The following is a 24,164-nucleotide window of genomic DNA, read 5'->3' as shown; positions in this document are numbered from 1 at the left end:
CAAGACGGCCCGTTTCTACGCGCGCTTCGTTGCCAGCGCCCTCTCCACCGCCGTGTTCGGCCTCAACGGCTGACGTTCGGTCCTACTTGACGGCCTCTGGGAACGGCCTCGTGCCGGCCCAGGGGCCGTCGTGTTCCAAGACCACGGCGCAAAGGATGGAACAGGATGTTCGGGACAGCCGCCCGGCAGTTGGGTTATGCCTGGTCGATGCTGGCAGGCCGGCGATTCCGGGTGAAGGACGTCGCCGCGCTGGCGGACGACCTGCGCACGACCCTGGAGGAGTTCGGATCCCCCGGTGAGGGCGCGGGCGAGATGCTGGCCGCGCCCGATCCTGAGATGCAGCGGGAACTCGCCGCGCGCCGGCTCCGGCGGACGGTGCGCTTGACGGCCCGCGACACCCCCTACTACCGGCGATGGTTCGAGCAGCACGGCATCGACCCGGGATCCATCACCCTGGACTCCCTGGCGTCGATCGAGCCGACGACGAAGGCCGCGCTGCGCGACCTGCCTTCCGCGTTCGTCGCCGACGGGGCCCGCCCGGCCGTGCTCGCCCAGACCACGGGCACGACGGGCGTGCCGACCATGGTCTGGTTCTCCCGGTACGAGATCGACCTGATGTCCGGCATGTCGGCCTTGGCGCTGATGCTCGCCGGTGGGCTCCGCCCTCAGCATGTCTGGGCCAACTGCATCACCTCTCGGTCCATCGCCCAGATCCTCGTCGAGAGGGCGGTGACCATGACCGGGGCGGCCTTCGCCCACGTCGGTCTCGTGGACCCCCGTGCGACGCTGGACCGGTTGGCGGTCCCGTTGCACGTCCCGGGCAAACACCCACAGGTGACCCACCTCAACACGACGGCCTCCTACCTCGCGGCACTGGTCCAGGAAGCCGAGCAGGGCGGATGGGACGCGAAGGACTTCGGTCTCGAAGAGATCCACTCCGGCGGCGAGGTCCTCACCGACGCGCTGAAGGAACGTGCGGAGGCCACGTTCGGGGCTCGCGTCCTGGACGGCTACTCGATGACGGAGATCTTCCCCGTGGCCGGCCAGGTCTGCGGGCAGGGACACCTGCATATCCCCACCGAACAGGGGCACGTCGAGGTGCTCGACCCCGAGACCTTCCGACCGGCGGCTCCGGGGGCCCACGGTGTGCTGGTGGTGACGCCCTACACCATGTACCGCGACACGACCCTGCTGCTCCGTTACGTCACCGGTGACATCGTCAAATTGCTGCCCGAGAGCGAGCAGCCGGCCTGCGAGTTCGCGGCCGTACCGGCGACCTCGCGGATCCTCGGCCGGCTGTCACCCTCGTCCCTGACCACGCGCGACGTGCTGGACCTTCTCCAGGCGGAGCATGAGATCCCGCTCCCGACGCGATACGCGCTGGAGGAGACAGGGTCGGGACCGGTGTTGCACGCCGTGACCGGCAGAGTGACCGGCAAGGTGAGCCGTGCGCTGCTGTCCCGGCTGGAGGAGCGCGCGGCCGACCTGAAGCTTCCCCTGCGGGGCATCGAGCTCGTCGACGATCCGGCCGACCTCCCCGGCCCCTGCCGCGTCCGCGCGGACCTGCGGGAGCACACCTTCGAGCAGCTCACGGCCACCGCGTCCGCCCGGGTGCCCAAGCCGGCCCTGCGGGCGGCCGCGGAGTCGGCCGCGGAGGCGGTCGCCGAGATGGGAGTCCGATGAGTGCCCAAATGAGCGAGGCGGTCCTGCGCGGACTGGTCCTCTACCTGCTCGTCCTGCTGACCGTGGGTGCCGCGGCGGGCTACTTCGCCAAGGTGACGATGCCGCGCCCGCCGGTCGGCAGGTTCGTCTGGGCCGACATCTGCGTCATGGTCGTGATGCTCGTGGCCATGCCGTTCGCCTACATGCACATGCCGATCGCGCTCGTCGTCACGATCTTCGGTGTGGTGCTCTTCACCGTGTCGCAACTCGCCCTGTCGCCGATGCTGGGCGGCCGGAACGCCGCCCTGGCGGCCGCCCTGCTCTGCGCGGCGGACGTGGCCGCGTACTTCGCGGGATGGCCGACGGCGGTGCTCGTCGTCAACGACCTCACGATGATCCTCCTCACGGTCGGGGTCGCCAACCTATGGGCGCAGACGGGGATGAAGGCCGCCCACGTGGCGGGCCTGGCCGCCGCGCTGACCGTCTACGACGCCCTCGCCACGGGCATGAGCTCGCTGACGGCTGACTTCGTGTCCCGGGTCGAAGGGTTGCCGTTCGCCCCGATCCTCGCCACCGGCTACGGGCCTGTCTCGAGCCTGGCCGGTCTCGGCGACTGCCTGATGCTGGCCGTGTGGCCTCTGGTGGCGGCCAAGGCGTACGGCAAGGCGGCCGGCTGGTGGGCCGCCGTGACCGAGGCGGCGTTGCTCCTGGGCCTGACCCTCGCCGTCCTGTTCGCCGATCTGGAACTCTTCCCGCTGCTGCTGCCGCTGGGGCCGTTGATCGTGGGACAGCACCTGTTCTGGCGGCGCCGCGACCGGGCTCGCGCCCTGCGAAGTGAACCGGATCGCGTGGAGCTCACCGCGGCGCTGGCCGATCTTCCCGCTGCCGAACGCTCCTGGGTCGCGCTGCACGAAGGAGCCGTCGTCGCGACGGGGACATCACCGGGTACGGCCCGGCGGGCGGCACGGCAGGCAGGCGTCACAGCCGTACCGGTCGTACGGGGAACGGGTGGCTGAATCACCCTGTGGATATCTGGCGCAAGGTATCGAGAACGGCACTCACCTCCGCCGCTTCCGCGGAGTCGAAGCTGTGGAAGATGGCGAGCGCCTCGGTCCAGGCGGCCACGGCGGCGTCCGGGTCGCCGAGATCGGCATGGACGCGGCCGATCTCGCGCAGGACCCGGGCGCGCCAGTGCTGCATCTCCCGGACTCCCAGCACGTCGAGCGCGTGCGTCAGGTGCCGCAGTGCCTCGGGCGAACGTCGGCGGCGGAAGGCGACCTCGCCGAGGGCGTAGGCGGTGAGCGACTCACCGTGTGTGTCGCCGAAGCGCGCGAAGCTCCGCTGGCAGTGCGTGAGCGTCCGCACCGCCTCGTCGAACCGTCCCACCGCGCCCAGGGCTTCCCCCAGCCGGCACTCCGTCAGGGTGGTGATGATCGGATAGCCGTGCCGGCGGCTGAGTTCGAGACTCTCCTCATAGCACCGGATCGCCTCCGTCACCTCGCCCTTGCTGTAGTGGGTGATCCCCAGGGCGCGGAGCAGGATCGCCCGGGGGTAGGCGGTGCGGCCCCCACGTGCCAGCTCCAGCCCACGACGGCAGACCTCGGCGGCCTGGTCGTGGTGGCCGAGCTCAAGGTGGATCGACGTCAGGTGGATCAAGGTGCTCAGCAGTCCTCCGTGGTCACCGAGCTCCTCGAACCGGTCGACGGCTTCCGCGGTGCGATCCAGTGCCTCCTCGAAGTCCGCGAACACGTGCCGGCAGATGCCGAGGCCGCTGAGCGCGTACGCGGCGGAGTGCCGGTCGCCCATGCGCTCGAACAGCTCGAGCAGTGACTCGAACTCCCGCAGCGCGTCGCCGAACATCCCCCGCTCCACCATGAGATCCGCCCGCAGCAGCCGGGTGGTCAGTATCGAGGGAGTGTGCTCCAGCCGGGTCGCGGCGGCGATGACGGCATCGTGAATCCGGGTGGCCTGGTCGAAGAAGCCGTGGATCCGGAGGTAGGCCGTCAGATGGTAGGCCAGCTCGGCCGCGAGGGCGGGTCTGTCCAGCTCGGCCGCGAGCTCGACCACCGCCACCATGTTCCCGCGTTCCTCCATCAGCCACTCGGAGTCGCCCTGCCCTGCCGCCGGGCGGGACTCGCCGGCGCCCGGCCCTGTCGTCGTGCGGGACTTGTCGGCGCCCGGCCCTGTCGTCGTGCGGGACTTGTCGGCGCCTGGCGTAGGCGCGCAGGGCAGGGGGAGATCAGCGACGGCCGCCGCCACCCGGTCGAGACACTCCCTGACGAGCCCGAGCAGGGTCGCGCGCCGCCGCGCCTCGCTCTCCTCCGCCTCGGCCTGCTCCCGCCCGAACGCCCGTAGCAGATCGTGCAGCCGGTATCGCAGGCCTCCCGCGGCGCAGGCTTCCGGCCCGTTCACCAGACCGGCGACGACCAGGGCTTCCAGAGCGCGATCCGTTACATCCCGGGACTCTCCCAGCAGCGCCGCCGCGGCCCACTCGGGCACGCTTTCCAGCCCGCACAGGCCGAGCAGCCGGAACGTCCGCCGCGCCACGTCGGTGAGGGCGTCGTAGCTCACGGCGAAGTTGGCGCGAACGGTCTGCTGGCCCAGAGCCAGCTCGTCGAGACGTCGGCGAGTGTCCTCCAGGCGGGCCGCGAGGTCGGACAACGGCCAAGCGGGCCGCGCCGACAGCCTCGCCCCGGCTATGCGGATCGCCAGCGGCAGGCGTCCGCAGGCACGCAGAATCGATGCCGCCGCCTCCGGCTCCGCGCGCACACGGGCCTGTCCGGCCGCACGTTCGAGCAGCTCCACCGCATCGTCCTCATCGGGTACGTCCAGCAAGATCGCCTGAGCGCCGGGTAAGGAGAGCTGCGCACGGGAGGTCACCAGAACCGCTCCACGCGCCGTACCCGGTAACAGGGGCGACACCTGCGCCTCCTCCGCCGCGTCGTCGAGGATGACGAGGATCTCGCGATCCGCCAGGCGCGACCGGTACAGCGTGGCGCGCTCTTCGAGCGTGTCGGGGATCGCGTTCCCGTCCACGCCGAGTGCTCTCAGCAACTCCCCGAGAATGCGCCGGGGATCGCGCGGCGCGGGCGAGGCCGCGCCGAGCCGTACGTAGAGCTGGCCGTCGGGGAAGGCGGGCCGGAGCAGATGCGCCAGGTGGATCGCGAGGGTGCTCTTGCCGAGTCCGGGGGCGCCCGACAGGGCCACGATCACGGGTGCGGAGGCCGCGGGGTCCCTGCCGCGCAGGACCGTGGTAATCGATTTCAGTTCTGCGCTTCTGCCCACGAAGCCGGCGAGGTCCGCGGGTAGCTGGCAGATGTGGTGCCAGATCGTGGTGTCTGACACAGCGGGCCCGTGCTGCGTGTCTGGCGCGGCGGGCCCGTGCTGCGTGTCTGGCGCGGCGGGCCCGTGCTGCGCGGTAGCCGGTGCTGGAGCGCTGTGGGCTGACGGGTGGTCCGCCAGGAGGCTCGCGTGGAGCCGACGTAGATCGGCGCCCGGCTCGACGCCCAGCTCCTCCACCAGGACCGTCCGCACCCGACGATAGGCGTCCAGCGCCTCACCCCGCCGCCCGGCCCGGTGAAGGGCGAGCATGAGCTGACCCCAGAGACGCTCGCGCAGTGGATGCGCGTCCGCGATCTTCCGTAGCTCACCGATCAGCTGGTCATGCTGCCCCAGAGCCAGACGGACGTCGATCCAGTCGGAACGCGCCTGGTACAGCTCCTCCTCCAGTTCGGCGATCCGGGGCGTCAACACCTCGCCGAGCACGAGGTCCTCGGCGGGCCGGCCCCGCCAGAGCGCCACCGCCCGCCCGAACGCCCTCTCGGCGACCGTCAGCTCGCCCCGCTGGACGGCGAGCCGCCCCTCGCGCGCCACGTCACCGAAGATCAGCGCGTCCAGCTGATCGGGCTCGGCGCGCAGCAGGTAGCCGGACCCTTCGGTCCGCACGATCTGGTCCCCACCGGGAATCGCCCGCCGTAACTGCCATACGTGGGTCTGGATGTTGGCCACCGCCGTGGTCGGAGGTTCGTCCCACAGCGCGGCCACCAGCCCGTCCCGGGAGATCACGGTGTTGGCGTTGAGCAACAGAGTGGCCAGGACGGCCCGAGGTTTGCCCCGAAGATGGATCGGGGTTCTCGGGATGCCCTCCAGGAAGACCTGAACGGATCCCAGGACGGCGAAACTCACCCGCTGGTACGCCATGCGCACCATGGTCGCGGACGCGCTCGCCCCCGCGCCACTTCGGCTGGTCCCGCTCCGTACGAGCCTCATGAGGCTGTCCGTTAACCTGATCTTCGCCTGCTCGTCAACCGAGGCTCCTAGCGTGGCGTTCCTTGATCATGAACAAGGAGTGTGCCATGCGCGAACCGCAGCCGACCGCCGAGGACGAATGGAGCGCATGGGAGAACCTGCCCATACGCGAGTACTACTGGCCGGGGCTCGAACTCGAGCACAGCAGCGGGTACGAGGTCGGCCACGGGCGGCTGCAGACGATCGGCAAACAGCTCATGACCCAGTTCGACGAGGTCTACCGGCTGCTGCACAGGCGGTTCGAGTCCGCCAAGATGACCGGCGGCATCTTGGGCTGGAAGGCCGCGATCACGGTGTCGGACTGCATCACCGGGTTCGAGGAGGCACTCTCCTGCCTGACCGGCGACGCGATGATGGAGTGCGCGATGGCCGCGGGCCTGGTCTCCACCAGTGGCCGTAGTTACCAGCTCGCCGAGGTGGACAGCTGGCGCGCGAAGCCGGACGCGTGGGCCACGATACCGGAGGAGAGCTGGAGCCCGAAGGGCCACTACTGGGTCAGCAACGCCTACCCGAACGGCTCCATCAGCCCGCGCATCCTCAAGGCGAACGTCGGTGATCCGGTGACGGAGCTCATCACCGACGACACCTCACACCACGGCCTCAACAGAGCCCAGATCAGGGAAATGCTGATGTCGTGGAAGCCGAACCTGCTGACCGACTACGCCTCCGCCACGACCGCCATCGCCAACGGTCTCGTCGAGGTCGCGCACGGGATCGTGTTCCGCGCCCAGGAGATCCGGGACGCGCCCTGGCACGGCCCCGCGGCCGACAAGGCGCAGGAGGCGCTGAAGTCGATCTACGAGACCGTCCGCGGGCTGGCGTCCGTCCACGGCGACATGGGGCTGCGCACCACCGAATGCGCCGAGATATTGATCAGCGCCCAGCATCGTTTCGACGCGGTGGTCAACAAGGGCGGCTGGGAGTTGTCCGACCTCTGGAGCGGCGATGACAAGGACGCCGCCGAGTTCATGACCGGCGTCAACAGGCAACTGGGCGACGTGATGCGGCAACTGCCGGGCGCTGCCCAGCTCGGCCTGCCCGGCCTCATCCCGGAGTCGGAGCGGGCCATCTACAGCCTGGCCTGGTACTAGCGGACCTTGTCGAGCGCGTCGGCCGGCTTCTTGCAGAAGGTCGTCTCGAAGAGCTGGGTGAAGGTCTTCAGGAAGTCGTTCCAGTCGCCGTTGATGTTGCTGACCAGCGTGTGGGTGCCCTGGCGGTCGCCCATCGCGTACGACGTCGAGCCCTGGATGAAGCCGCCGCCGCCCCAGAGCGTGACCCCGCACGGAAGCGTCTGGGAGTAGACGCCGAGGCCGTACCTGGTGTTCGGCACCCAGTCCGCGCCCTCCGTCGAGACGGTGGTGAACATCTCCCTCTGCTGAGCGGGCGGAAGGAGACGCCCGCCGAGCAGGGCGCCCAGGAACCGGTGCAGATCCGCGGTCGTCGAGACCATGCCGCCGGCGGCTCCGGCCCAGCTCACGTCGATCTCGGTCACATCGTGGACCTGCGTCTCCTGGCCGGTCTCGGTGAACTTCGAGTAGTGGCGGGCATGCGGGGCGGGGAGTGTCTTGTCGCTGCCGGGCAGGTACGTCCCCGTCAGGTGCAGCGGGCGGGCGATACGGCGCTCTATCTCCTTGGCGAGCGTCGAGCCCGTCGCCTTCTCGACGATCAGGCCCGCGAGGTTGTAGTTGATCTTGGAGTAGATGAAGCGCCTCCCGGGCTCTTCGGGGCGCGGGGTCTCCTGGCCGGGGATGGCGTCGGGGAGTCCGCTGGTGTGGTTGAGCAGCTGCCTGATGGTGATCTTCGTACCGTCGGCGCCGAGGTACTCCTCCACCACCCCCGGCAGCCACTTGGCCACGGTGTCGGTCAGGGTCAGTTTGCTCTCGGCCGCCAGTTGCAGCACCACCGTGCCGGTGAAGGCCTTGGTGAAACTGCCGATCCGGAAGTGCTCACCCGGCTGCCGCCTGCGACCGGTCTCCATGTCGGCCACCCCGGCCGTGCCGAACCACGGCGGCCGACGATCTTCCCTGAGATCGGCGACGATGCCGGGCCCGCCACCGTTGGCCACGGCCTGGTCGAGTACGCGCTGGATCTTGACATGATCGCGGTCTCGGCCGGCTGCGGCGGCGCTAGGGATGGTCATGGTGGTTGCCGCAACGGTCAAGGCGATGGCGAGCAGGCTTGTACGGGCACGCGGAATGGACATGTCTGCCTCCCTGGGCATGGTGACCGCTGATTTAGCAACCGTAGTTGACTATCGTCGAACTAGTCAACCGAAGTTGCTAAGGCGATGCCCCCAACCCCAGCGGCCCCCATCGCGACCCGCAGCGTGGGCCTATGGCGGGGCGTAATTCGGAGGGCCTACGACGATCGCGACAATGAGCCGAATTCCCGTGACGAACGTGGTCGGGAGCACAGAGAGGAGCCAGAATCCCCAAGCATCCGGCCACACCATCCAGGCGATCACGAGTACCACGATGGAGGCGACGAAAGCAGCGGACAAGTAGCAGATATTGCGTCGCGCGCTACGAGACGTCACGAAAAGCGACGCCAGGACAACAGCCACGGGTATGGCATACAGAATGATCATGCCGCCCAGGAACACGCCGCATCCACACCCTCTCCCGAGCCCTCGCGAGGATCAGCGAATGAGGCTGAAGTGCTGGATGATCGTCCCGTGCTCAGTTTTCGACGATGATCGTCCCGTCGGTCGCCGAGGCGGGTGACGCGAAAGATGCGCACAGGGAGAAGAGGGTGGCAGCGGTGATCGCCAATGCGACAATGGCTTTCCTCATGGTTTATCAGGCTATCAGGCGAAGCCCGGCTCGTCTGTACTGAACATTGTGCTGCTCCTTTTGCAGACCCCCACCTGCCGTTCCTTCAGATATGCCATAGCGCTGCTCGGCGAGTGGAATGGTCTGCCGATACCAGTCGTTCCACCGCGCCGCTTTATCACCCGCGACAATTCGGCGAGGTCATTCGGCGTGCTGTGGTGTGCCGAGCAGATGAACGCCGTCGTGGTGACGGATGGCTGGTGCGTGGTTGTGCCGCATGGCGTCGAGGACGCGGATGGCGAAGGCTTCGGATGCAAGTGATCTGACTTCATCGGCGGTGACCCAGCGGAAGGCGCGGGCTTCGTCGGTCTCGGCGAGTTGGCCACCAATGACCTTGCAGCGGAAGACCAGGGCGACAATGCCGCGCGTCATGTTCTTGTAGACGCCGGTGAGGGTGACAGGCTCGACGTCCAGACCGGTCTCTTCGTGGATCTCGCGGAGGAGACCTGCAGTGATGTCCTCATCGCGTTCCAGGATGCCGCCAGGGGCTTCCCAGTGGCCGTTGTCTCGGCGCTGGATCAAGAACGCGCGCCCCTGATCATCGATGAGCACACCTGCCACGCTGACCGAGTGCGTGCTGTGGTGTTCCATCGATTCCCTCCGGTGTTCCTGATGGCTGTCCTCAGCCTCGTCTACCCTGCCGAAGCACCTGGTCGTTTTGGGAGTCTCGTGCCCGATGGCTTGTCGAGTGCGCCGCGTGCCAAGCTACTGAGCTCCGGGGCCATGTCTCGCTGACCTTCATCAGTGGAGCGGTCCGCCGTCAAGTGCTCCACCAGCCACAGGCCACGCCCACCAATCTCATCCGGCTCTACCTCGGCCAGCTTGGGCGGTGTGCGCGCAGCGTCGCAAACCTCCGAACAGCCCCTAGGAAGATCGAAGGACCAGGCGTCTGAGCGAAGCGAAGTCCTCCAGGGGTCGGGGCTGCGGCCCGACTGGAAGGAGCGCCTTTGCCCCTGAGCGCGAGGCGCCCCCTGCGAAGACCGTTGTGCGCCGGAGGCGCCTCGCGGAGAGCAGATAGCGAGGACCGCTCGGGGCGGGCGGCCACGGTCAACCACCCAGACGGGCAAGGGGTGGGTGGTGTCCGGCAACGGCCTTGCATGTGGCCGCGCATCGTGAGTACAGTGTTCGCATCAAGCGCACAACGTACGCAAAGCAGGAAGAGAGAGTGCTATGTCGACCACCGCCAGCTGGGATACGCAGGGCAACTGGAGCATGCAGGAGAAGCGGGGCCTGTCGGAGGCGGGGTTGCGCCGGATGCGTGACGTGCTGGCCGGGTATGTGGAATCTGGTGCGATTCCTGGGCTGGTCGCCCTGCTCGGTCGCGGAGATGACACGCACGTGGAGGCGATGGGGACACTGCACGCCGATGGCGGCGCGCCGATGCGCAGGGACACGATCTTCCGGCTGGCATCGCTGAGCAAGCCGATCACCGCCACCGCGGTGATGATCCTCGTCGAGGAGTGCCGGCTGCGGCTGGACGACCCGATCGACGAGTGGCTGCCCGAGCTCGCCAACCGCCAGGTCCTGACGCGGATCGACGCCCCGCTGGAGGACACTGTGCCGGCGCTGCGGCCGATCACCGTACGCGATCTGCTGACGTTCACCTTCGGGTTCGGGGCGGTGCTGGCGCCGCCGGACACGTACCCCATCCAGGTCGCGATGCGCGAGCTGGGTCTCGACGGCTCGTCACCGGCGGCGGGACCAGATGAATGGCTTGGCCGGCTGGGCAAGCTGCCGCTGATGTACCAGCCGGGACACCTGTGGCAGTACCACACCGGCTCCGACGTGCTCGGTGTGCTCGTCGGCAGGGTCGCGGGGCAGTCGTTCGAGACATTCCTGCGCGAGCGGCTCTTCGGTCCGCTCGGGATGAGGGACTCCGGCTTCTCCGTACCCGCGGACAAGATCGACCGGCTGCCGACCAGCTACGCCCACGATCCGCAGACCGGTGGACTTGTCGTGTGGGACGAGGCTGCCGGTGGGAAGTACAGCTCGCCGCCGGCGTTCGAAGCGGGCGGCGACGGACTGGTCTCGACGGTGGACGACTACCACGCCTTCTACCGGATGCTGTTGAACCAGGGAACTCATGGCAGCGAGCGCATCCTGTCCCGGGCATCGGTCGAGCTGATGACCATGGACCATCTGACGCCGGAGCAGAAGGTCGAGAAGGACGCGTTCGGCGACCACTTCGGCAGGCACGGCGGTTACGGCTTCGGGATGGCCATCCGTACCCACCGCCGCGACCTGGCGTCCGTGGGCCAGTTCGGGTGGGACGGCGGCCTGGGCACGACCGCGTACGCCGATCCGGCCACGGGGCTCACCGGGATCCTGTTCACCCAGACGGCGATGGACTCCCTGGACACTCCTCGTTTGCACCGCGACTTCTGGACCACGGCCTACCAGACGATCGCGGCTGGATAGATACAGTGGGGTATGCCGGAGCTGATCGCGCCCACCGCACGTCTGCACGCCGCCTGGCTCGAGGCGCATGCCGAGTGGGGGCCCGGCGTCCACGAGGACGGTTTCGGGCTGCTGCCGTCCGATGCGGTCGACTCGACGGCCGGGTTCGCGGCCTGGGTGACGCGGCTGCTTGACGAGTCGGACCAGGAGAAGGCAGCGGTGCCGTGCACGTACCGGTGGATCTCCGCATAGTGCGCGTCGAAGACGGCGCCGAAACGCTCGGGTTCGTCCCAGGACCGCTCGATCACCACGGCGTCGTCCTGCGACGGTGGGGCGTCGCCCGGGGGGACGGCGAGGTGTGGCTCATTCATTAAAGGCCTTTCGGCGGGACATCGGTCATCTGTTGTTGTCCGCAGGCCGCCCTTGCCTTCCCCTGAATTCCGGCGGCTCCCGGCGGGGGAGCAGTCACAGTGAGGCTGAAAGAGCACGTCCCCGGGCATGACGCAAAGCGGGCGTGGGACCGGTTTTCGGTCCCACGCCCGCTTCTGTGGCGCGGTCGATCGTTCAGTTCTGATGGGCGACCTCCGGTGTGGGTTCCTCGGCCAGTCGGTAGCCGAGGCGGCCGCGGGTCGCGACGAGCACCACGATCGCTGCCGTGGTACCCGCGAGCAGGATGACGTGGGACGCCTGCTCGGCGGTGGCGATCGACGGGAACATGTCCGCGTAGGCGATCGACAGGAAGTTGTTGATGCTGACGTGCAGCAGCATGACCAGCGGCAGGCTCTGGCCGGTCCGGTTGAACACCCAGGTGATGACCACGTTCAGGACGCAGCAGGAGGCGACGAACTCGCCGACCCTCATCGGGGTGACGTCCGGCCACCCGCCCCACTCGCTCAGGAACAGCGGCAGGTGCCAGAGGCCCCACAGCGGGCCGAGGACGAGGGTGGTGACCAGCGGGCCGAACTTGCGCTGCAGGCGGGGCAGGGCGAAGTCACGCCAGCCAGGCTCTTCCGCCAGACCAGTGGTGACCATCTGGAGCAGCAGGCCAGGCAGGTAAGCCACCAGCACGGCGACGGGCGGCATGTGGATGTCTCCGTCGGACACCGCGAGACCGGTAATGATGATGGTGGCGGGAACACCGACGGCGGTCGCGACGTACCAGACCCAGCTGACCCGCCACTTCGTCATCCGCCCGACCCACCGGCGGACGCCTTCCCTGCCGTCCGCCACCGCGGTCACGATGAACGCGGCGAGGATGGGGCCGAGATAGGCGCCGGGCAGAACGCCGGCGAACTGCGTGCTACCGAGCAGCGAGGGGAACGTGAAATCCAGGACCCCCAGTCCGGTCGCCGAGAGAATGTAGGGCAGCCAGGCGGCCCAGCTCAGCAGGTTGGCCAGTACGAAGAAACTGATCAGCGGACGGCGACGGATGAAACCCCGCAGCCCGGTCTGACTCGGATGCTGCTCGATATCCGGCCGGCTGTTGACTGCCATTTCATTTGCTCCTGGGAGGGGGTGCTTGACTGACAGTGATCAGCACACCAGCGGCGGGCCTTCCCAGTCGTTCCCGCGTACGCCCCAATGGAGGTACAGCTAGGGGTACCGCGGAGAGAATGCCCAGCTCAGAGCATTGGCCGGAGCGGGTAGGCGGTGATCGCGCCCACGTATTCGCCGTCGTCGGCAACAAGCTCGCGGGATCCGGCGACGTGAGGCGACGCGTCGATCGTCATGCCGAGACGGCCAGGTGAGCGAGCCCGCCTCCACGGATCACGACCAGTAGTAGACCAGGTTCACGGCAAGTGCGGCCACCGCGGTGGCGAAGAATCCGCCCCAATTCACGAGCTTGCGGGAGCCCACTCGCAGGTGCGCAAGGAGTGCGCCGATGAAGTACAGCACGAGGCCGGCGGCAGCGAGTGTCCCCAGCATTGGCACGGCGAACCCGCCCAACAGCCCCAAAGAGCCCGCCGCCAGCATCATGCCCAACACCGGTACCCACGACCGTGGCAAGCGCTTCATGTCGGCCTGAGCCTTGGGAAACTCGTGGCCGATCAGGTAGACGACGGCGGCGCTGCCGTACAGCACCGAGGCGAAGATGGTGATCGTGGCATAAGTGGCGAACATGAGCCCTCCTTTGTGGTGGTCTGCTGCAAGAGCTTCCGTCTCAGCGGTGTTTGAGCCTTGCGATCCGGCAGTAGTCCGACGAAACAACCGCTGGAAATGTCAGGTGAACCTCTCCAGGTTCGATGCGAGGCTGGGGGCAAAACGAATCGTTGACGTTCTTCCGGCCTAGGTGCGACGCTCGACTTGGCTCGGTCGTCAGGTCGGCGATCTGGGCGCCTACCCGTCGTTCGATCGGTGGGACGAGGCCAGCCGTCGTTTCGCCCGGGATCATCCCGCTCAGGGGGACTTCTTTCGCCTGCTCGATCCGTCGCCGGCATTCGCCGAGGGGGTGCGCTCGGCTCTCGGGCGGGTTCCCTGTGTGCTGTTCGTCAGCGGCAACCATGAGGATCACGACTGGCTGGCCTCCTTGCACGACGCGTCGGCCGCCGAGGTCGTGCCGGTGGACCCGCTCGGCGCTTACCGCCATGTCGCCTGCGGGAACGTGGTCGAGGTCGCCGGACAGCGCGTGGCGTTCCTCGGGCTGATCGAGGTTCCGGGGAAGATGGACCTGGACGAGAGCGCGTACGCGCGGTTGATGGCGGTCGGACCGGGTGACGTGGACGTCCTGGTCACTCATGACGGCCCGTACGGGTTGTCACGCGACCGGCGCGGGAACGTGCAGGGCTCGGCGAAGCTGACCGCGCTTATCGAGCACCTGCAACCGCGCCTGCACGTCAGCGGCCACTACCACCACCTCAACGGCCCACGCCGCTATGGCCGCACGACCTCCTACTCGCTCGCCCAGTTGGTGCAGCCCAAGTTCACCCGGTGGGAGCCGGCGCCGATCAACCCCGAACAGCAGGTGACGGCCGGGAGCATCGGCCTGTTCGACACCGGAACCGGCAACTTCGAGTACGTACAAGACGATTGGCTGGCCGGCATCAGAGGGGACGCGCTGGACCTCGCCGCACTCGTCGCGGCCCACTGCTGAAGCACAGCGCGATCAGGACCACGTGCGCAGGGAGCTTCCGCACCCGCCGCTCACGCCACCCGTACTTCTCGAGTCGCTAATGCGACTTCTTGTTCGCATGCCCGTCAGCCCCCGCAGCCGGCATCACATTACGACACGCGACAGACTTGCACACAGAGTAATTGATCAATAACTGTCGGCCATGACATGGTGCTTGAGTCTTGATCAACTCTCCTGGGGGCCAATCATGCTTGCTCGCCGTCTGCTAGCCATCGCTGCCATCTCCACCGCGGTGGGTGCGGCAACCACCATGCCCGCCGCCGCCTCTACTCACCAGCCCGCCAGTCGCACCGCCCTTGGCTGGCCCGCGATGTGCGTCGACGTCAGCAACTACCGTGGCAACGGCACCCTGATGTACCAATGGCAGTGCGAGAGCAACAACACCAACCAGAAGTTCGTCATCGACAGCGGCCTCATCAAGGTGGAAGACACCGTCGGCGGGAATCCGGTGATGTGTCTGGACTCCTCCAACGGCCGCACCAACGGCACCCGGGTCTACCAGTGGCAGTGCCTGAGTAACGGCAACCAACTCTGGGTCATCCAGAGAGACATGATCATCCTCAAATCCACCCTCAACTCAGGCAACCCCCTGTGCCTGGACGCCACCAACGGCCGCGGCAACGGCATCCAGATTTACCTGTGGCAGTGCGACAGCAACAACACCAACCAGAAGTTCGTCATCAACAATGGCCAGATCGCGATCAAGGACACCTTGTTCTGATCTCTGGTCAAGCCCGGCACCGTCCCGATGTACCGCAGGGCATCCGCGGCAGGCAGGACAGCAACCCGGGTCCCCGGTGGGCCGGGGCCGAGGAACCCAGGCCCGGACCATCGATCGCCCGACACCAGCCGCCATCAGCGGGAACGGAGATCAGCGACCTTGTCATGATCGCTTGCCCATGCTTAAGTGTTTCCGATGAGCCGCGAATCGGAAATGGGCGGGCTTCTTCAACAGGCCCCGGCGAAGATGAACCCGGCAGGCTTGGCGACTTACATCACGCTGATCTTTGTCCTGTGCGCGGTGCCCCTTCTGCTCGCGAACTGGTTCATCGTTGCCGCGATCCTAGGACGCGACTGCGTCGTGTCATATGCGGCAGGCAACATAACAGAATGTGGTGGCGGGCTTTCGGAGGAAGAGATGTCCGCCGCATCGGGGCTGATCGCACTGGTGATATTCGCCATCCAAACAGGGCTGATCGCTCTGGTGCGCCGGCGCATCCAATCTCGGGCGAAGTGAGATCGCGTGGCCGGCGACGGCGCGTCTTGGACAGCGGGCGTGAGCGCGGCGAATGCTTTGTACGGCGGGCGATGGCGCGCATGAACGGTCACGTGGAACGCGCAGGCGGAGCCTGCGCGTTCACAGATAGACGTCTGGAGGACCGCTCGGAGCGGGCTGCCACGGTTAACCACCCAGACGGGCAAGGGGTGGGTGGCACACGGCCCACCTACACATCCACGGGCTGAAGCGAACGCCGCTCCCGGCAACCGGTGAAACCGGCCGAGGGTGCCGTGAAACCGGCGCCGCCGAGAGTGAAGCCATGAGCATCACAAAACTCGGACGTACCGGGGGCGTCCCGGCCTCCGTCGGAGGAACCGATCTGGCCGTACGTGCGGAAGGGCTTGCCAAGACGTTCGGCCGGCACCGTGCCGTCGACGGGATCGACCTGGACGTACGCCCCGGTGAGATCTTCGGTGTCCTCGGCCCGAACGGCGCCGGCAAGACCACCATGCTGAAGATGCTGGCCACCCTGTTGAAGATCGACGCGGGCCGTGCCGAGATCTTCGGAGTCGACGTGGCCGGCAACCCGCACGTGATCCGCCAGCTGGTCGGCGTCACCGGACAGTACGCGTCGGTCGACGAGAACCTGACCGCCCGCGAGAACCTCTGGCTCTTCAGCCGCCTGCAGGGCATCCCCGCGCCGCGCGCCCGGCGGATCGCCGTCGAATTGCTGGGCCAGTTCGGCCTGGAGGAGGCCGCCGACAGACCGATCGCGCAGTTCTCCGGTGGCATGCGCCGGCGCCTCGATCTGGCGGCCAGCCTGATCACCAGGCCACCGCTGATCTTCCTCGACGAGCCGACCACCGGCCTCGATCCGCGTACGCGCGGCCAGATGTGGGACACCATCCGCGGCCTGGTCGCCGATGGCTGCACCGTACTGCTGACCACGCAATATCTGGACGAGGCCGATCAGCTCGCCGATCGCGTCGCCGTCATCGACCACGGCCGCAAAGTCGCTGAGGGCACCCCTGACGAGTTGAAGACAGCGGTCGGCAACTCCGCCCTCCAGTTGCTGCTCGCCGAACCGGACGAGGTGCCCGCCGCCGTGGAGGTCGTGCGGCGTGTCCTCGGCTCCGACCCGGTGCTCAGCCCGGAGCAGGGCCGCCTCAACGTCGCACTCGACCAGGCCGACCTGGCCGCGGACGTACTGATCGCACTGCGCGCCGCCGGGGTGTCGATCTCCTCGGTGAGCGTGGCCAAGCCCAGCCTGGACGAGGTGTTCCTCGCCCTCACCGGCCATGGGACGGACGGGGACGAGACCCGCGCGGAGGAGAACCGATGAGCACCATGACCGCACCCGCCCGCGAGACGGTCCGGGCCGCCGACCGCGTGGCGGCCGCCCGGCGGCGCGTCTCCACAGGGGAGACGATCGTCCAGACCCTGACGATGGCGTGGCGGGCGCTCAAGAAGATGCGCCGCAACCCGGAGCAGTTCTTCGACGTGGCGCTGCAGCCCATCCTGTTCACCGCGATGTTCGCCTTCATCTTCGGCGGCGCCATCGCCGGTGACGTGGAGAGCTACCTCCCCCTGATGGTTCCCGGCATCCTCGCCCAGACCGTGCTGACGACGTGCATGGCCACGGGCACGCAACTCCGCGAGGACATGGAGAAGGGTGTTTTCGATAGATTCAAGTCGTTGCCGATCGCCCGGATCGCGCCGCTCGCCGGCCCGATGGTGGCCGACCTGCTGCGCTACACGATCGCGGCCGCTCTGACCTTCGCCATGGGCCTGGTGATGGGCTACCGCCCGGGCGGCGGAGCGGGCGGGGTGCTCGCCGCGATCCTGCTGGCGATCATCACGGGCTGGTCGCTGGCATGGGTCTTCACGTGGGTCGGCACGATCGCCCGGAGCGCCCAGGCCGTCCAGAGCATCTCCATGATGATCTTGTTCCCGCTGACGTTCCTGTCGAACGCGTTCGTCCCCGTCGAGACCCTTCCTGGCTGGCTGGCCGCGTTCGTACGGATCAACCCGGTCTCACACCTGGTCACGGCCACCCGCGACCTCGCCAACAGCGCCATCGTCAGCGGAGAGGTGGCCTGGACGCTCCTGGCGTGCCTGATCGTCATCGCGATCTTCGCGCCGCTGTCGGTACGCAGTTACAAGCGGCACATGTGACCCGTGCCCGTCACGGCCGGAGACCTGCTCAATGAGACCGCGCGCCTCGTCGAGCAGGTCGGGGCCGCGTCGATCGCCGTACTCGGCCCGCAGGGCGGCGAGCAGTCCGGGCTCGGCCCGCTCCGCGTACGGTTCGATCCGCTCGAAGGCCATGCAGGGCATGCTGCCGTTGTACGCGAACCGCTCGGCCAGCACCAGCAACCTGATCGCGTCGCGGGGGGCCATGGCTCCCCGCAGCAGCCCCCAGGCGCCGAGCCCGAAGAGCATCGAGCCGCACACCGGGTAGTCGAGGATGGGGTTTTCCGCGGTCAGCAGGTCGTAGCCCCGCGCGGTGGAGAACAGGTCCTCGCCGTAGCGGACGTCTTCCGGAGGAGCGTGGTACGCGTACGCCGTCAGAGTGGCCGACACCGCGATGATCGTCCACGGCGCGAGCTCCGTGCGCGGCACCCCGGGCAGGCGCAGGTCGTGCGCCCGCTGGACGGCCAGGCGGTATTCCGCCAGCGCGGCGGCCGTCTCGCCGCGGGCGAGTGCGAGCTCGGCCGCGCACAACGAGGCGATCGCCACCCCGCCGAGCACTGCCTCGGTGTCGTTGATCCGGGTGATCTCGGCGAGCTCGGCCGCCGCGGTGTCAAGGTCGCCGTCGGCGAGCGCGGAGACCAGCAGCAGCGCGCGGAGCTGGGTCTCATCGTCTGTGGCACCGAGCCGGCTCAGCACCGGGATGGCGATCCGCGCGTGTCCGACCGCCCGCCGGCGATCGCCGAGCCGCATGACCAGGTGGGCGAGAACGGCGTGCATGATCGCGGCGGACCACGGCCCCTCGTCCTCCCGGAGCATCGTCAGAGTTCGCTCGGCGGCCTCGACCGCCTCGGCCATCTCTCCCGCGTTCTCCCGGACCTGGACGTTCGTCTGCATCGCCGCCAAGGCCACGTCACGGTCGGCGCTCCGGCACAACTCCGCTATACGGCGCCGCACGTCGGCGCCATCGGTCACGTCGCACGCGATCAGCACGGTGGCCACCGCCGCCAATCGGGGATTCGTCGTGTCGCTGATGGGCAGCGTACGGAGGAGATCGCGCAGCGGATCGTCGCGGCGGTCGGTGACGACCATGATGTTCATGAGCGCGATCAGCATGGCGGCCCTGGTCGCCTCGACGAGGTACGGCGGCGGCACCCAGTCGGTGATCACCTCGGCGATCGCGCCCCGGTGAACGAACACCCGGGAGTGATCGCCACGGATCGACCACAACGCGCCGATGCCGGCCAGCAACTGGACCATCGTGACGGGATCGGACTCACCGAGAGCCTGCCGGAGCAGTTCGGCGAGGTTGCTCTCCTCGGCGTGCAACGCGTCGGCCGCCGCGAACTGCGCCGGACTGAACAGCGCGAAGGCGTGTTCGAGGGCGTACGCCGTCGCCCAGGCCCGCTGCGCCGCCCGGGCGGGCGCCTCCTCACCGGCATCCTTCAGCCGCATCCGCCCGAACTCCCTGACGGTCTCCAGCATCCGGTAGCGGAGACCGTACGTCGTCTCGCGGACGCTCAGCATCGACTGCTCGGTCAGCGCGTCCACCGTGCGCAGGGCGTCCGGGCCGAGTACGTGCTCGGCCGTGGGCAGCGTGAACCCGTCGCCGAACAGCGACAACCACCGCAACGCCCGCCGTTCTGGCTCCTCCAGCAGATTCCACGACCAGTCGATGACCGCGAGCAGCGTCTTGTGCCGGTCGGGGGCCGTACGGTTCCCTCCGCGCAGCAAGGCGAACCGGTCCGCCAGGCGCCGCGCGATCTCCTCCACCGACATCACCCGCACCTTGGCCGCGGCCAGCTCGATCGCGAGCGGCAGCCCGTCCAGGCGGGCGACGACCTCCTCGACCACTCCCTCGTCGATCCGCACACCCGGGCGGCCGGCCGTGGCGCGCTGACGGAACAACTCCACCGCGTCGCCCATGGGCAGCTCGCCGAGCAGGTAGACGCGTTCGGCGGGGATCGACAAGGGAGCGCGCGAGGTGATGAGCACCCGCAGGTCGCGGGTCGTCACGGTCAGGAAGGCCACCAGGTCGGCGGCGGCCTCGATCACGTGCTCGCAGTTGTCCAGGATCAGCAGCGCCGGAGCCTGGTCAAGATGCTGGGCGATCCGGGTGCGTACGTCGGAGCGCTGCTCGGCGGTCAGGACACGACGCCCGCTGACCGAGTCCCGAACCCCGAGCGCCGAGCCCACCTCGCCCACCACCCCCTCCGGCGAGGAGACGCCGACGAGCTCGACGAAGTGGGCGATGGGCTGCGTGGCGTTCCTGCCGACGACATGTGCCAGCCGGGTCTTGCCCAGTCCGCCAGGACCGATGATGGAGACCACCCGGTTGGTCTGCAACAGGGCGTGCACCGCACGGATGTCGCCCTCGCGGCCGAGCAGCGAAGAACCGTCGAACAGGATGCCCTCACGTACCGGCCGATCGGCGACGAGAAGCTCGGCGTACACGCGAGCGAGCTCAGGCCCTGGTCCAGTGCCGAGCCGCGCGACCAGGCCCGCGCGATACCGCTCGTAACGCTCCAGAGCGGCGGCGGCACCTCGTACGGCGGCCTCGCTGCGCAGCAGGCAGGCGAGCAGCTCCTCGTCGTGTGGCCGATCGGCCGCGGCCTCCTCCAGCAGCGGCAGCGCGCCCTCATGAGCGCCACTCCGGCCCCGCGCGATCGCCGCCACCCGCCGCGCCTCAGCCATCCACCCCGCCGCGACGCCTCTCAGCTCAGCGAGTGGGCCCGCGGCACCGTCCACGCCGCCGGCCACGATACCCATGGCCTCTTCGGCGCGGCGACGCGCGAGCACCATGTCGTCCTCGCCCAGTGCGGCCCGTGCCTGCTCCACCAGCGCGCTGAGCAGCAGCGCGTCCACCTGACCGGCGGGCAGCCCGAGCCGGTAACCACGCGGAATCCGCACCACGACGTCGGCGCAGGTCACCGCCCTGGTCCGCGAGACGACCACCTGCAGCGCCTTCGTCGGATTGGCCGGCTCCTCGTCGGGCCACAACTCCTCGACCAGGCGCTCGACGCTGACCCCTGCGTGGCCATGCATGGCGAGTACGGCCAGCAGGGTCTGCGCGCGATCACCGATCACGCGCACACCTCGCCAGCGGACGTCGTCGAGCAGGACAAGTGCGGGGGACACACCCTCAGGCTAGTTGCTCAGCGAGTAACGATCACGCCGGTCTAGCCGTCTTCGGTGCAGGAGTCGACCGCGTCCCGGTGGAATGAAAATTTCACCCGTCATGCCGGTATTACGGCTCCGCAGGTCTCATCCCCGACCTGATAGCACGCCTCGCCTACCCTCGCGCGAGCTGCCATGGCACAAGTTAATGCCGGGCCGAATCAGTGGCTCTCCATCGTCTCTCTGGACGCCTGGAGGCCCCGACAATATTCTCCGTGCGCGCTCCGCCGACATCATGAAAGAGATGAGGCTGGAAATTGACACATTCCAAAGCACGTCGTGCGGCCAGCTCCGTCGCCATCGCCATCGCAACACTCGCGGCAATCCTGGTGCCCGTCACTCCCGCGCACGCCGCCTACGGTCCAGACCAGACCGTGTCCATCACGGTGACCTCGAACGCCGGCCCGTCGATCATGCTCGCGCAGCTGACCGGCACGCTGGCGTTCGACGACGGAAACACGAAGTTCAGGTACGCGCTCCGGCTGTGCTGGGGGAGCGGGTCCTACCCCATGCCGAACTTCTACGTCTCTGTCAACGGCAGCACCGTCTTCTATCCGGCCCAGACGGGCACGGCAACCGCTCCCCCCGGGTGCCAGTTGTCCCTGTTCCTCTACGACGGTGAATACACCCACTCCACCACCCTCACGAACGTCACCTTGTACGTGACGGGCGGCTGGTTCTATCCCGGCAACACTTACAACAGTCGCACCAAATCCGTGACCTACGACAACCCCTACAACTGAGCCGTCCGAAAGCTGCGAGCACACCGCCACCCGGCGTACGCAATTGGGACTCGACCCTCGCCGACGACCTTCGGTGAGAGTGCGTTCGGGCTGGTAATGGCGCGGCGATCACCCCGCGTCGTGGTCTACTGACTGATCATCGCCCTGTTCGGCTTGTCTCCGGTCGGGTCGTTCGAGGGTCGGAGAAGCGAGCGCTTCAGATGGCGATGATCTCCAAGGTCGGGCCGACGGCAGCGATACGGAGCGCAGGAGACGTGCGAGGCGCGCCGGCTTGGGGCCACCGCGCCATACCTGGCCCACCACGGCGATGGGCACCCGCACCTCCAATCCATCGTCGAGGGCTCGCATGCCTGAAGATCCGCTCGTCGCCACGTTCGACAGCGATCAACGCTCCGGCGTCGCCACCCGGAAAGATGACCGCCCCGAGCTTCTTCGAGACGCGTCCCGGTGCCGGCAACTACTATGCGCGGCATGTCGCCACTGTCCCGCCATGAGGTCCCGGTTGTTCGTCCTGCTGCCTGGCATGTGCAGCAGACTTGGACCAGTCTGCTGCCGAAGGGCGTGATGTCATGCCCGCCGTTAGGCACCACCGACGGTCGCGCCAATTGGGTGGCGGCGGTGACGACCGCGGTATTCGACGGCCGTGCCGTAGCGGTCACCGGAGGCGGCGACAGCACCGTACGGGTCTGGGATCTGTCGACCGGCGAGCGGGTCGGCGCCCCATGGGCTGGTCACACGAACGCGGTGCGGGCGCTGGCGATGTCAGTTCTGGACGGTCGCCCTGTGGTGGTCAGCGGTGGTGACGACGACACCGTACGGGTGTGGGAACTCGCGACCGGTAGGCCGGTGGGTGAACCGTTCCACCTTAAGGCTGACAATGTGGAGGCCCTCGCGATCGCGGAACGCCATGGCCGCCGGGTGGTGGTCACCGGTTGCTACGACACGACGGTACGGGTATGGGATCTGGAAACGCGGCAGGAAGTGATGGCACCGATCCGCGGCCACACCGGCCCGGTGTTCGCGGTGGCGACCGCGGTGCTGGACGGCCGCTGGGTGGCTGTCACAGGCGGCGACCGAACGGTCCGGGTATGGGACCTGGATACCGGTGATCCGGTGGGTAGCCCGTTCACCGGCCACAGTGGACACGTGAGCGCGGTCGCGGTCGCGGAGCCGACTCCCGGCCATCTGGTGGTCGTCTCTGGTGGCTACCAGACGACCACCCGCGTGTCGGACCTAGCCACCGGACTGCCGGTCGGTGACCTCCCCCGATCCACGGACCTGGAGGCCGTGACGACCACGATTGTGGACGGCCGACTGGTGGCGATCACCTGCGACTCCAACGAGCCGACCATCCAGGTGTGGGACCTGAAAACGGCCGAGCTGGCCGGTGAGCTGTTCCCTCAGCATCCCCGCACGCTGCATGCGGTGGCGACGGCAGTAGTGAATGGCCGGCAGGTGGTGGTGTCGAGTTGCGACGGCGGGTCGATCCGGGTGTCCGATCTGATCGTCGGCGAACCAGCCGTCAAACCAGTCCGCCACGACGCCGCGATCACGGCGGTGGCCACCACTTCAGTGGCCGGCCGACCGGTGGCGGTCACCGGCAGCGATGACGAAACCGTACGAGTATGGGATCTGGACACCGGCGATCAGGTGTGCCGGCCACTCACGGACAACACCGGCACCGTCACTGCTGTGGCCGCGACCCAAGTGGACGGTCGCGCGGTGGCGATCACCGGAGGCAAGGATGGCAAGGTCCGACTCTGGGACCTCACACTGGGGAAAGCGGCCGGAGCACCGTTGACCACCCACCGCCGCCCGATAACCGCCGTCGCGGCCGACAACACGGGCGACCCACCCCGGGCCATCACCGCCGGCGACGACAAGACCATCCGGGTATGGGATCTCCGCACCGGCGAAGAGACCGGCAACCCCCGCAAGAGCGACCATCGATGGGTACACGACCTCACCACCACCACGCTCGACGACCAGCCCGTCGCCCTACTCGGACGGTGGGGCGGCGGCTTCCGGGTCCGTGACCTCACCACCAACCGCGACACCGGACTCCAGACCACCGGAAGCAACGGCAAACCGGTACGCCTCGTGGCCGCCACCATCGTGGACGGACGACCCATCGCCATCACCACGAACGATGACTGGCGCGACACACCGCTGAAGGTATGGGACGTCGCCACCGCTCAGCAGATCGGCCAGCTTCCCATGGGAACCGTGGCCGCACTCGCCGCCACCACGGTCGACGGCCATCCCATCGCAGTTGCCGCCAGCCACAGAACGGTAGCGGCATGGAGCCTCACCACCTTCGACAAGATCAGCCCTGACATCGAATTCCCCGACGTGGTCAATGCCGTCGCTGCCACCCCACAAGGCCACATCATCGTCTGCTTCGACCTTGACATCGCCGTACTCACCGCAACCCGATCGAGCTGACCATGGCATGGTTCGACAGGACTGTAGGGACCCTCTGTGCCGGTTCGGTCCTCCAACTGGCT

General features: G+C 68.1%; 17 protein-coding genes and 1 pseudogene. 12 read left to right on the top strand and 6 right to left on the bottom strand.

The window, feature by feature from the left end:
* Positions 1-165 precede the first annotated feature (165 nt).
* Together AB0B91_RS46490 and AB0B91_RS46485 are read left to right on the top strand one after the other, a co-directional pair.
* Complete coding sequence (locus AB0B91_RS46490; RefSeq protein ID WP_358335152.1) at positions 166-1,683, top strand: AMP-binding protein; 1,518 nt, start codon at positions 166-168, stop codon at positions 1,681-1,683.
* Between the two features lie 8 nt (positions 1,684-1,691).
* Complete coding sequence (locus tag AB0B91_RS46485; protein ID WP_358335149.1) at positions 1,692-2,678, top strand: hypothetical protein; 987 nt, start codon at positions 1,692-1,694, stop codon at positions 2,676-2,678.
* Between the two features lies 1 nt (position 2,679).
* Here the strand turns inward: AB0B91_RS46485 and AB0B91_RS46480 are convergent, their stop codons facing one another.
* Entirely contained in the window at positions 2,680-5,931 is a 3,252-nt protein-coding gene (locus AB0B91_RS46480) for a BTAD domain-containing putative transcriptional regulator (RefSeq protein WP_358335146.1), read from the bottom strand.
* Between the two features lie 86 nt (positions 5,932-6,017).
* Between AB0B91_RS46480 and AB0B91_RS46475 the strand changes: the two genes are divergently transcribed.
* Positions 6,018-7,061: a hypothetical protein gene (locus tag AB0B91_RS46475; RefSeq protein ID WP_358335143.1), complete on the top strand. Its 1,044-nt coding sequence runs from the start codon at positions 6,018-6,020 to the stop codon at positions 7,059-7,061.
* On the opposite strand, the gene AB0B91_RS46470 is transcribed toward AB0B91_RS46475, so the two are convergent.
* Both AB0B91_RS46470 and AB0B91_RS46465 read right to left on the bottom strand, forming a co-directional pair.
* Positions 7,058-8,173 (bottom strand): serine hydrolase domain-containing protein, encoded by a 1,116-nt coding sequence (locus AB0B91_RS46470; protein ID WP_358335140.1) that lies wholly within the window; start codon positions 8,171-8,173, stop codon positions 7,058-7,060. The genes AB0B91_RS46475 and AB0B91_RS46470 overlap by 4 nt on opposite strands.
* A gap of 769 nt (positions 8,174-8,942) precedes the next feature.
* Positions 8,943-9,392, bottom strand: coding sequence for an NUDIX domain-containing protein (locus AB0B91_RS46465; RefSeq protein WP_358335137.1), 450 nt, complete (start codon positions 9,390-9,392; stop codon positions 8,943-8,945).
* A 579-nt stretch (positions 9,393-9,971) separates the two neighbouring features.
* On the opposite strand from AB0B91_RS46465, the gene AB0B91_RS46460 reads away from it, so the two are divergent.
* Both AB0B91_RS46460 and AB0B91_RS46455 read left to right on the top strand, forming a co-directional pair.
* On the top strand, positions 9,972-11,219 hold the full coding sequence (locus AB0B91_RS46460) for a serine hydrolase domain-containing protein (protein ID WP_358335134.1): 1,248 nt from the start codon (positions 9,972-9,974) through the stop codon (positions 11,217-11,219).
* A 12-nt stretch (positions 11,220-11,231) separates the two neighbouring features.
* Positions 11,232-11,450: a hypothetical protein gene (locus AB0B91_RS46455; RefSeq protein WP_358335132.1), complete on the top strand. Its 219-nt coding sequence runs from the start codon at positions 11,232-11,234 to the stop codon at positions 11,448-11,450.
* Positions 11,451-11,762: 312 nt separating this feature from the next.
* On the opposite strand, the gene AB0B91_RS46450 is transcribed toward AB0B91_RS46455, so the two are convergent.
* On the bottom strand, positions 11,763-12,692 hold the full coding sequence (locus AB0B91_RS46450) for a type II CAAX endopeptidase family protein (RefSeq protein ID WP_358335129.1): 930 nt from the start codon (positions 12,690-12,692) through the stop codon (positions 11,763-11,765).
* A 273-nt stretch (positions 12,693-12,965) separates the two neighbouring features.
* Positions 12,966-13,319, bottom strand: a complete 354-nt coding sequence (locus AB0B91_RS46445) for a DoxX family protein (RefSeq protein ID WP_358335126.1) — start codon at positions 13,317-13,319, stop codon at positions 12,966-12,968.
* A 169-nt stretch (positions 13,320-13,488) separates the two neighbouring features.
* Here AB0B91_RS46445 and AB0B91_RS46440 point away from each other — a divergent pair, with 169 nt between their 5' ends.
* From AB0B91_RS46440 to AB0B91_RS46420, 5 genes are all read left to right on the top strand, one after another.
* Positions 13,489-14,289, top strand: coding sequence for a metallophosphoesterase (locus AB0B91_RS46440; RefSeq protein ID WP_358335123.1), 801 nt, complete (start codon positions 13,489-13,491; stop codon positions 14,287-14,289).
* Between the two features lie 226 nt (positions 14,290-14,515).
* On the top strand, positions 14,516-15,049 hold the full coding sequence (locus tag AB0B91_RS46435) for an RICIN domain-containing protein (RefSeq protein ID WP_358335120.1): 534 nt from the start codon (positions 14,516-14,518) through the stop codon (positions 15,047-15,049).
* Positions 15,050-15,244: 195 nt separating this feature from the next.
* The gene (locus AB0B91_RS46430) at positions 15,245-15,565 is read left to right on the top strand and encodes a hypothetical protein (RefSeq protein ID WP_358335117.1); all 321 of its coding nucleotides are present in this window, start codon (positions 15,245-15,247) and stop codon (positions 15,563-15,565) included.
* Between the two features lie 301 nt (positions 15,566-15,866).
* Entirely contained in the window at positions 15,867-16,889 is a 1,023-nt protein-coding gene (locus AB0B91_RS46425; protein WP_358335115.1) for an ATP-binding cassette domain-containing protein, read from the top strand.
* Positions 16,886-17,722 carry an ABC transporter permease gene (locus AB0B91_RS46420; protein WP_358335112.1) on the top strand — a complete coding sequence of 279 codons (837 nt, stop codon included), beginning with the start codon at positions 16,886-16,888 and terminating at the stop codon, positions 17,720-17,722. The genes AB0B91_RS46425 and AB0B91_RS46420 overlap by 4 nt, the downstream gene beginning before the upstream one ends.
* A gap of 1,686 nt (positions 17,723-19,408) precedes the next feature.
* Here the strand turns inward: AB0B91_RS46420 and AB0B91_RS46415 are convergent.
* Positions 19,409-20,782, bottom strand: a pseudogene (locus AB0B91_RS46415) (BTAD domain-containing putative transcriptional regulator); the annotation flags it as partial.
* 389 nt (positions 20,783-21,171) lie between these two features.
* On the opposite strand from AB0B91_RS46415, the gene AB0B91_RS46410 reads away from it, so the two are divergent.
* Both AB0B91_RS46410 and AB0B91_RS46405 read left to right on the top strand, forming a co-directional pair.
* A complete protein-coding gene (locus AB0B91_RS46410) occupies positions 21,172-21,657 on the top strand; it encodes a hypothetical protein (protein ID WP_358335109.1) in 486 nt (161 codons plus the stop codon).
* 618 nt (positions 21,658-22,275) lie between these two features.
* Complete coding sequence (locus tag AB0B91_RS46405; RefSeq protein WP_358335106.1) at positions 22,276-24,102, top strand: WD40 repeat domain-containing protein; 1,827 nt, start codon at positions 22,276-22,278, stop codon at positions 24,100-24,102.
* Positions 24,103-24,164 lie beyond the last annotated feature (62 nt).

Origin of the sequence: Nonomuraea sp. NPDC049141, from assembly GCF_040648415.1 — a bacterium.
GTDB lineage: Bacteria > Actinomycetota > Actinomycetes > Streptosporangiales > Streptosporangiaceae > Nonomuraea.
This window is presented reverse-complemented; position numbering and strand designations above follow the sequence as displayed.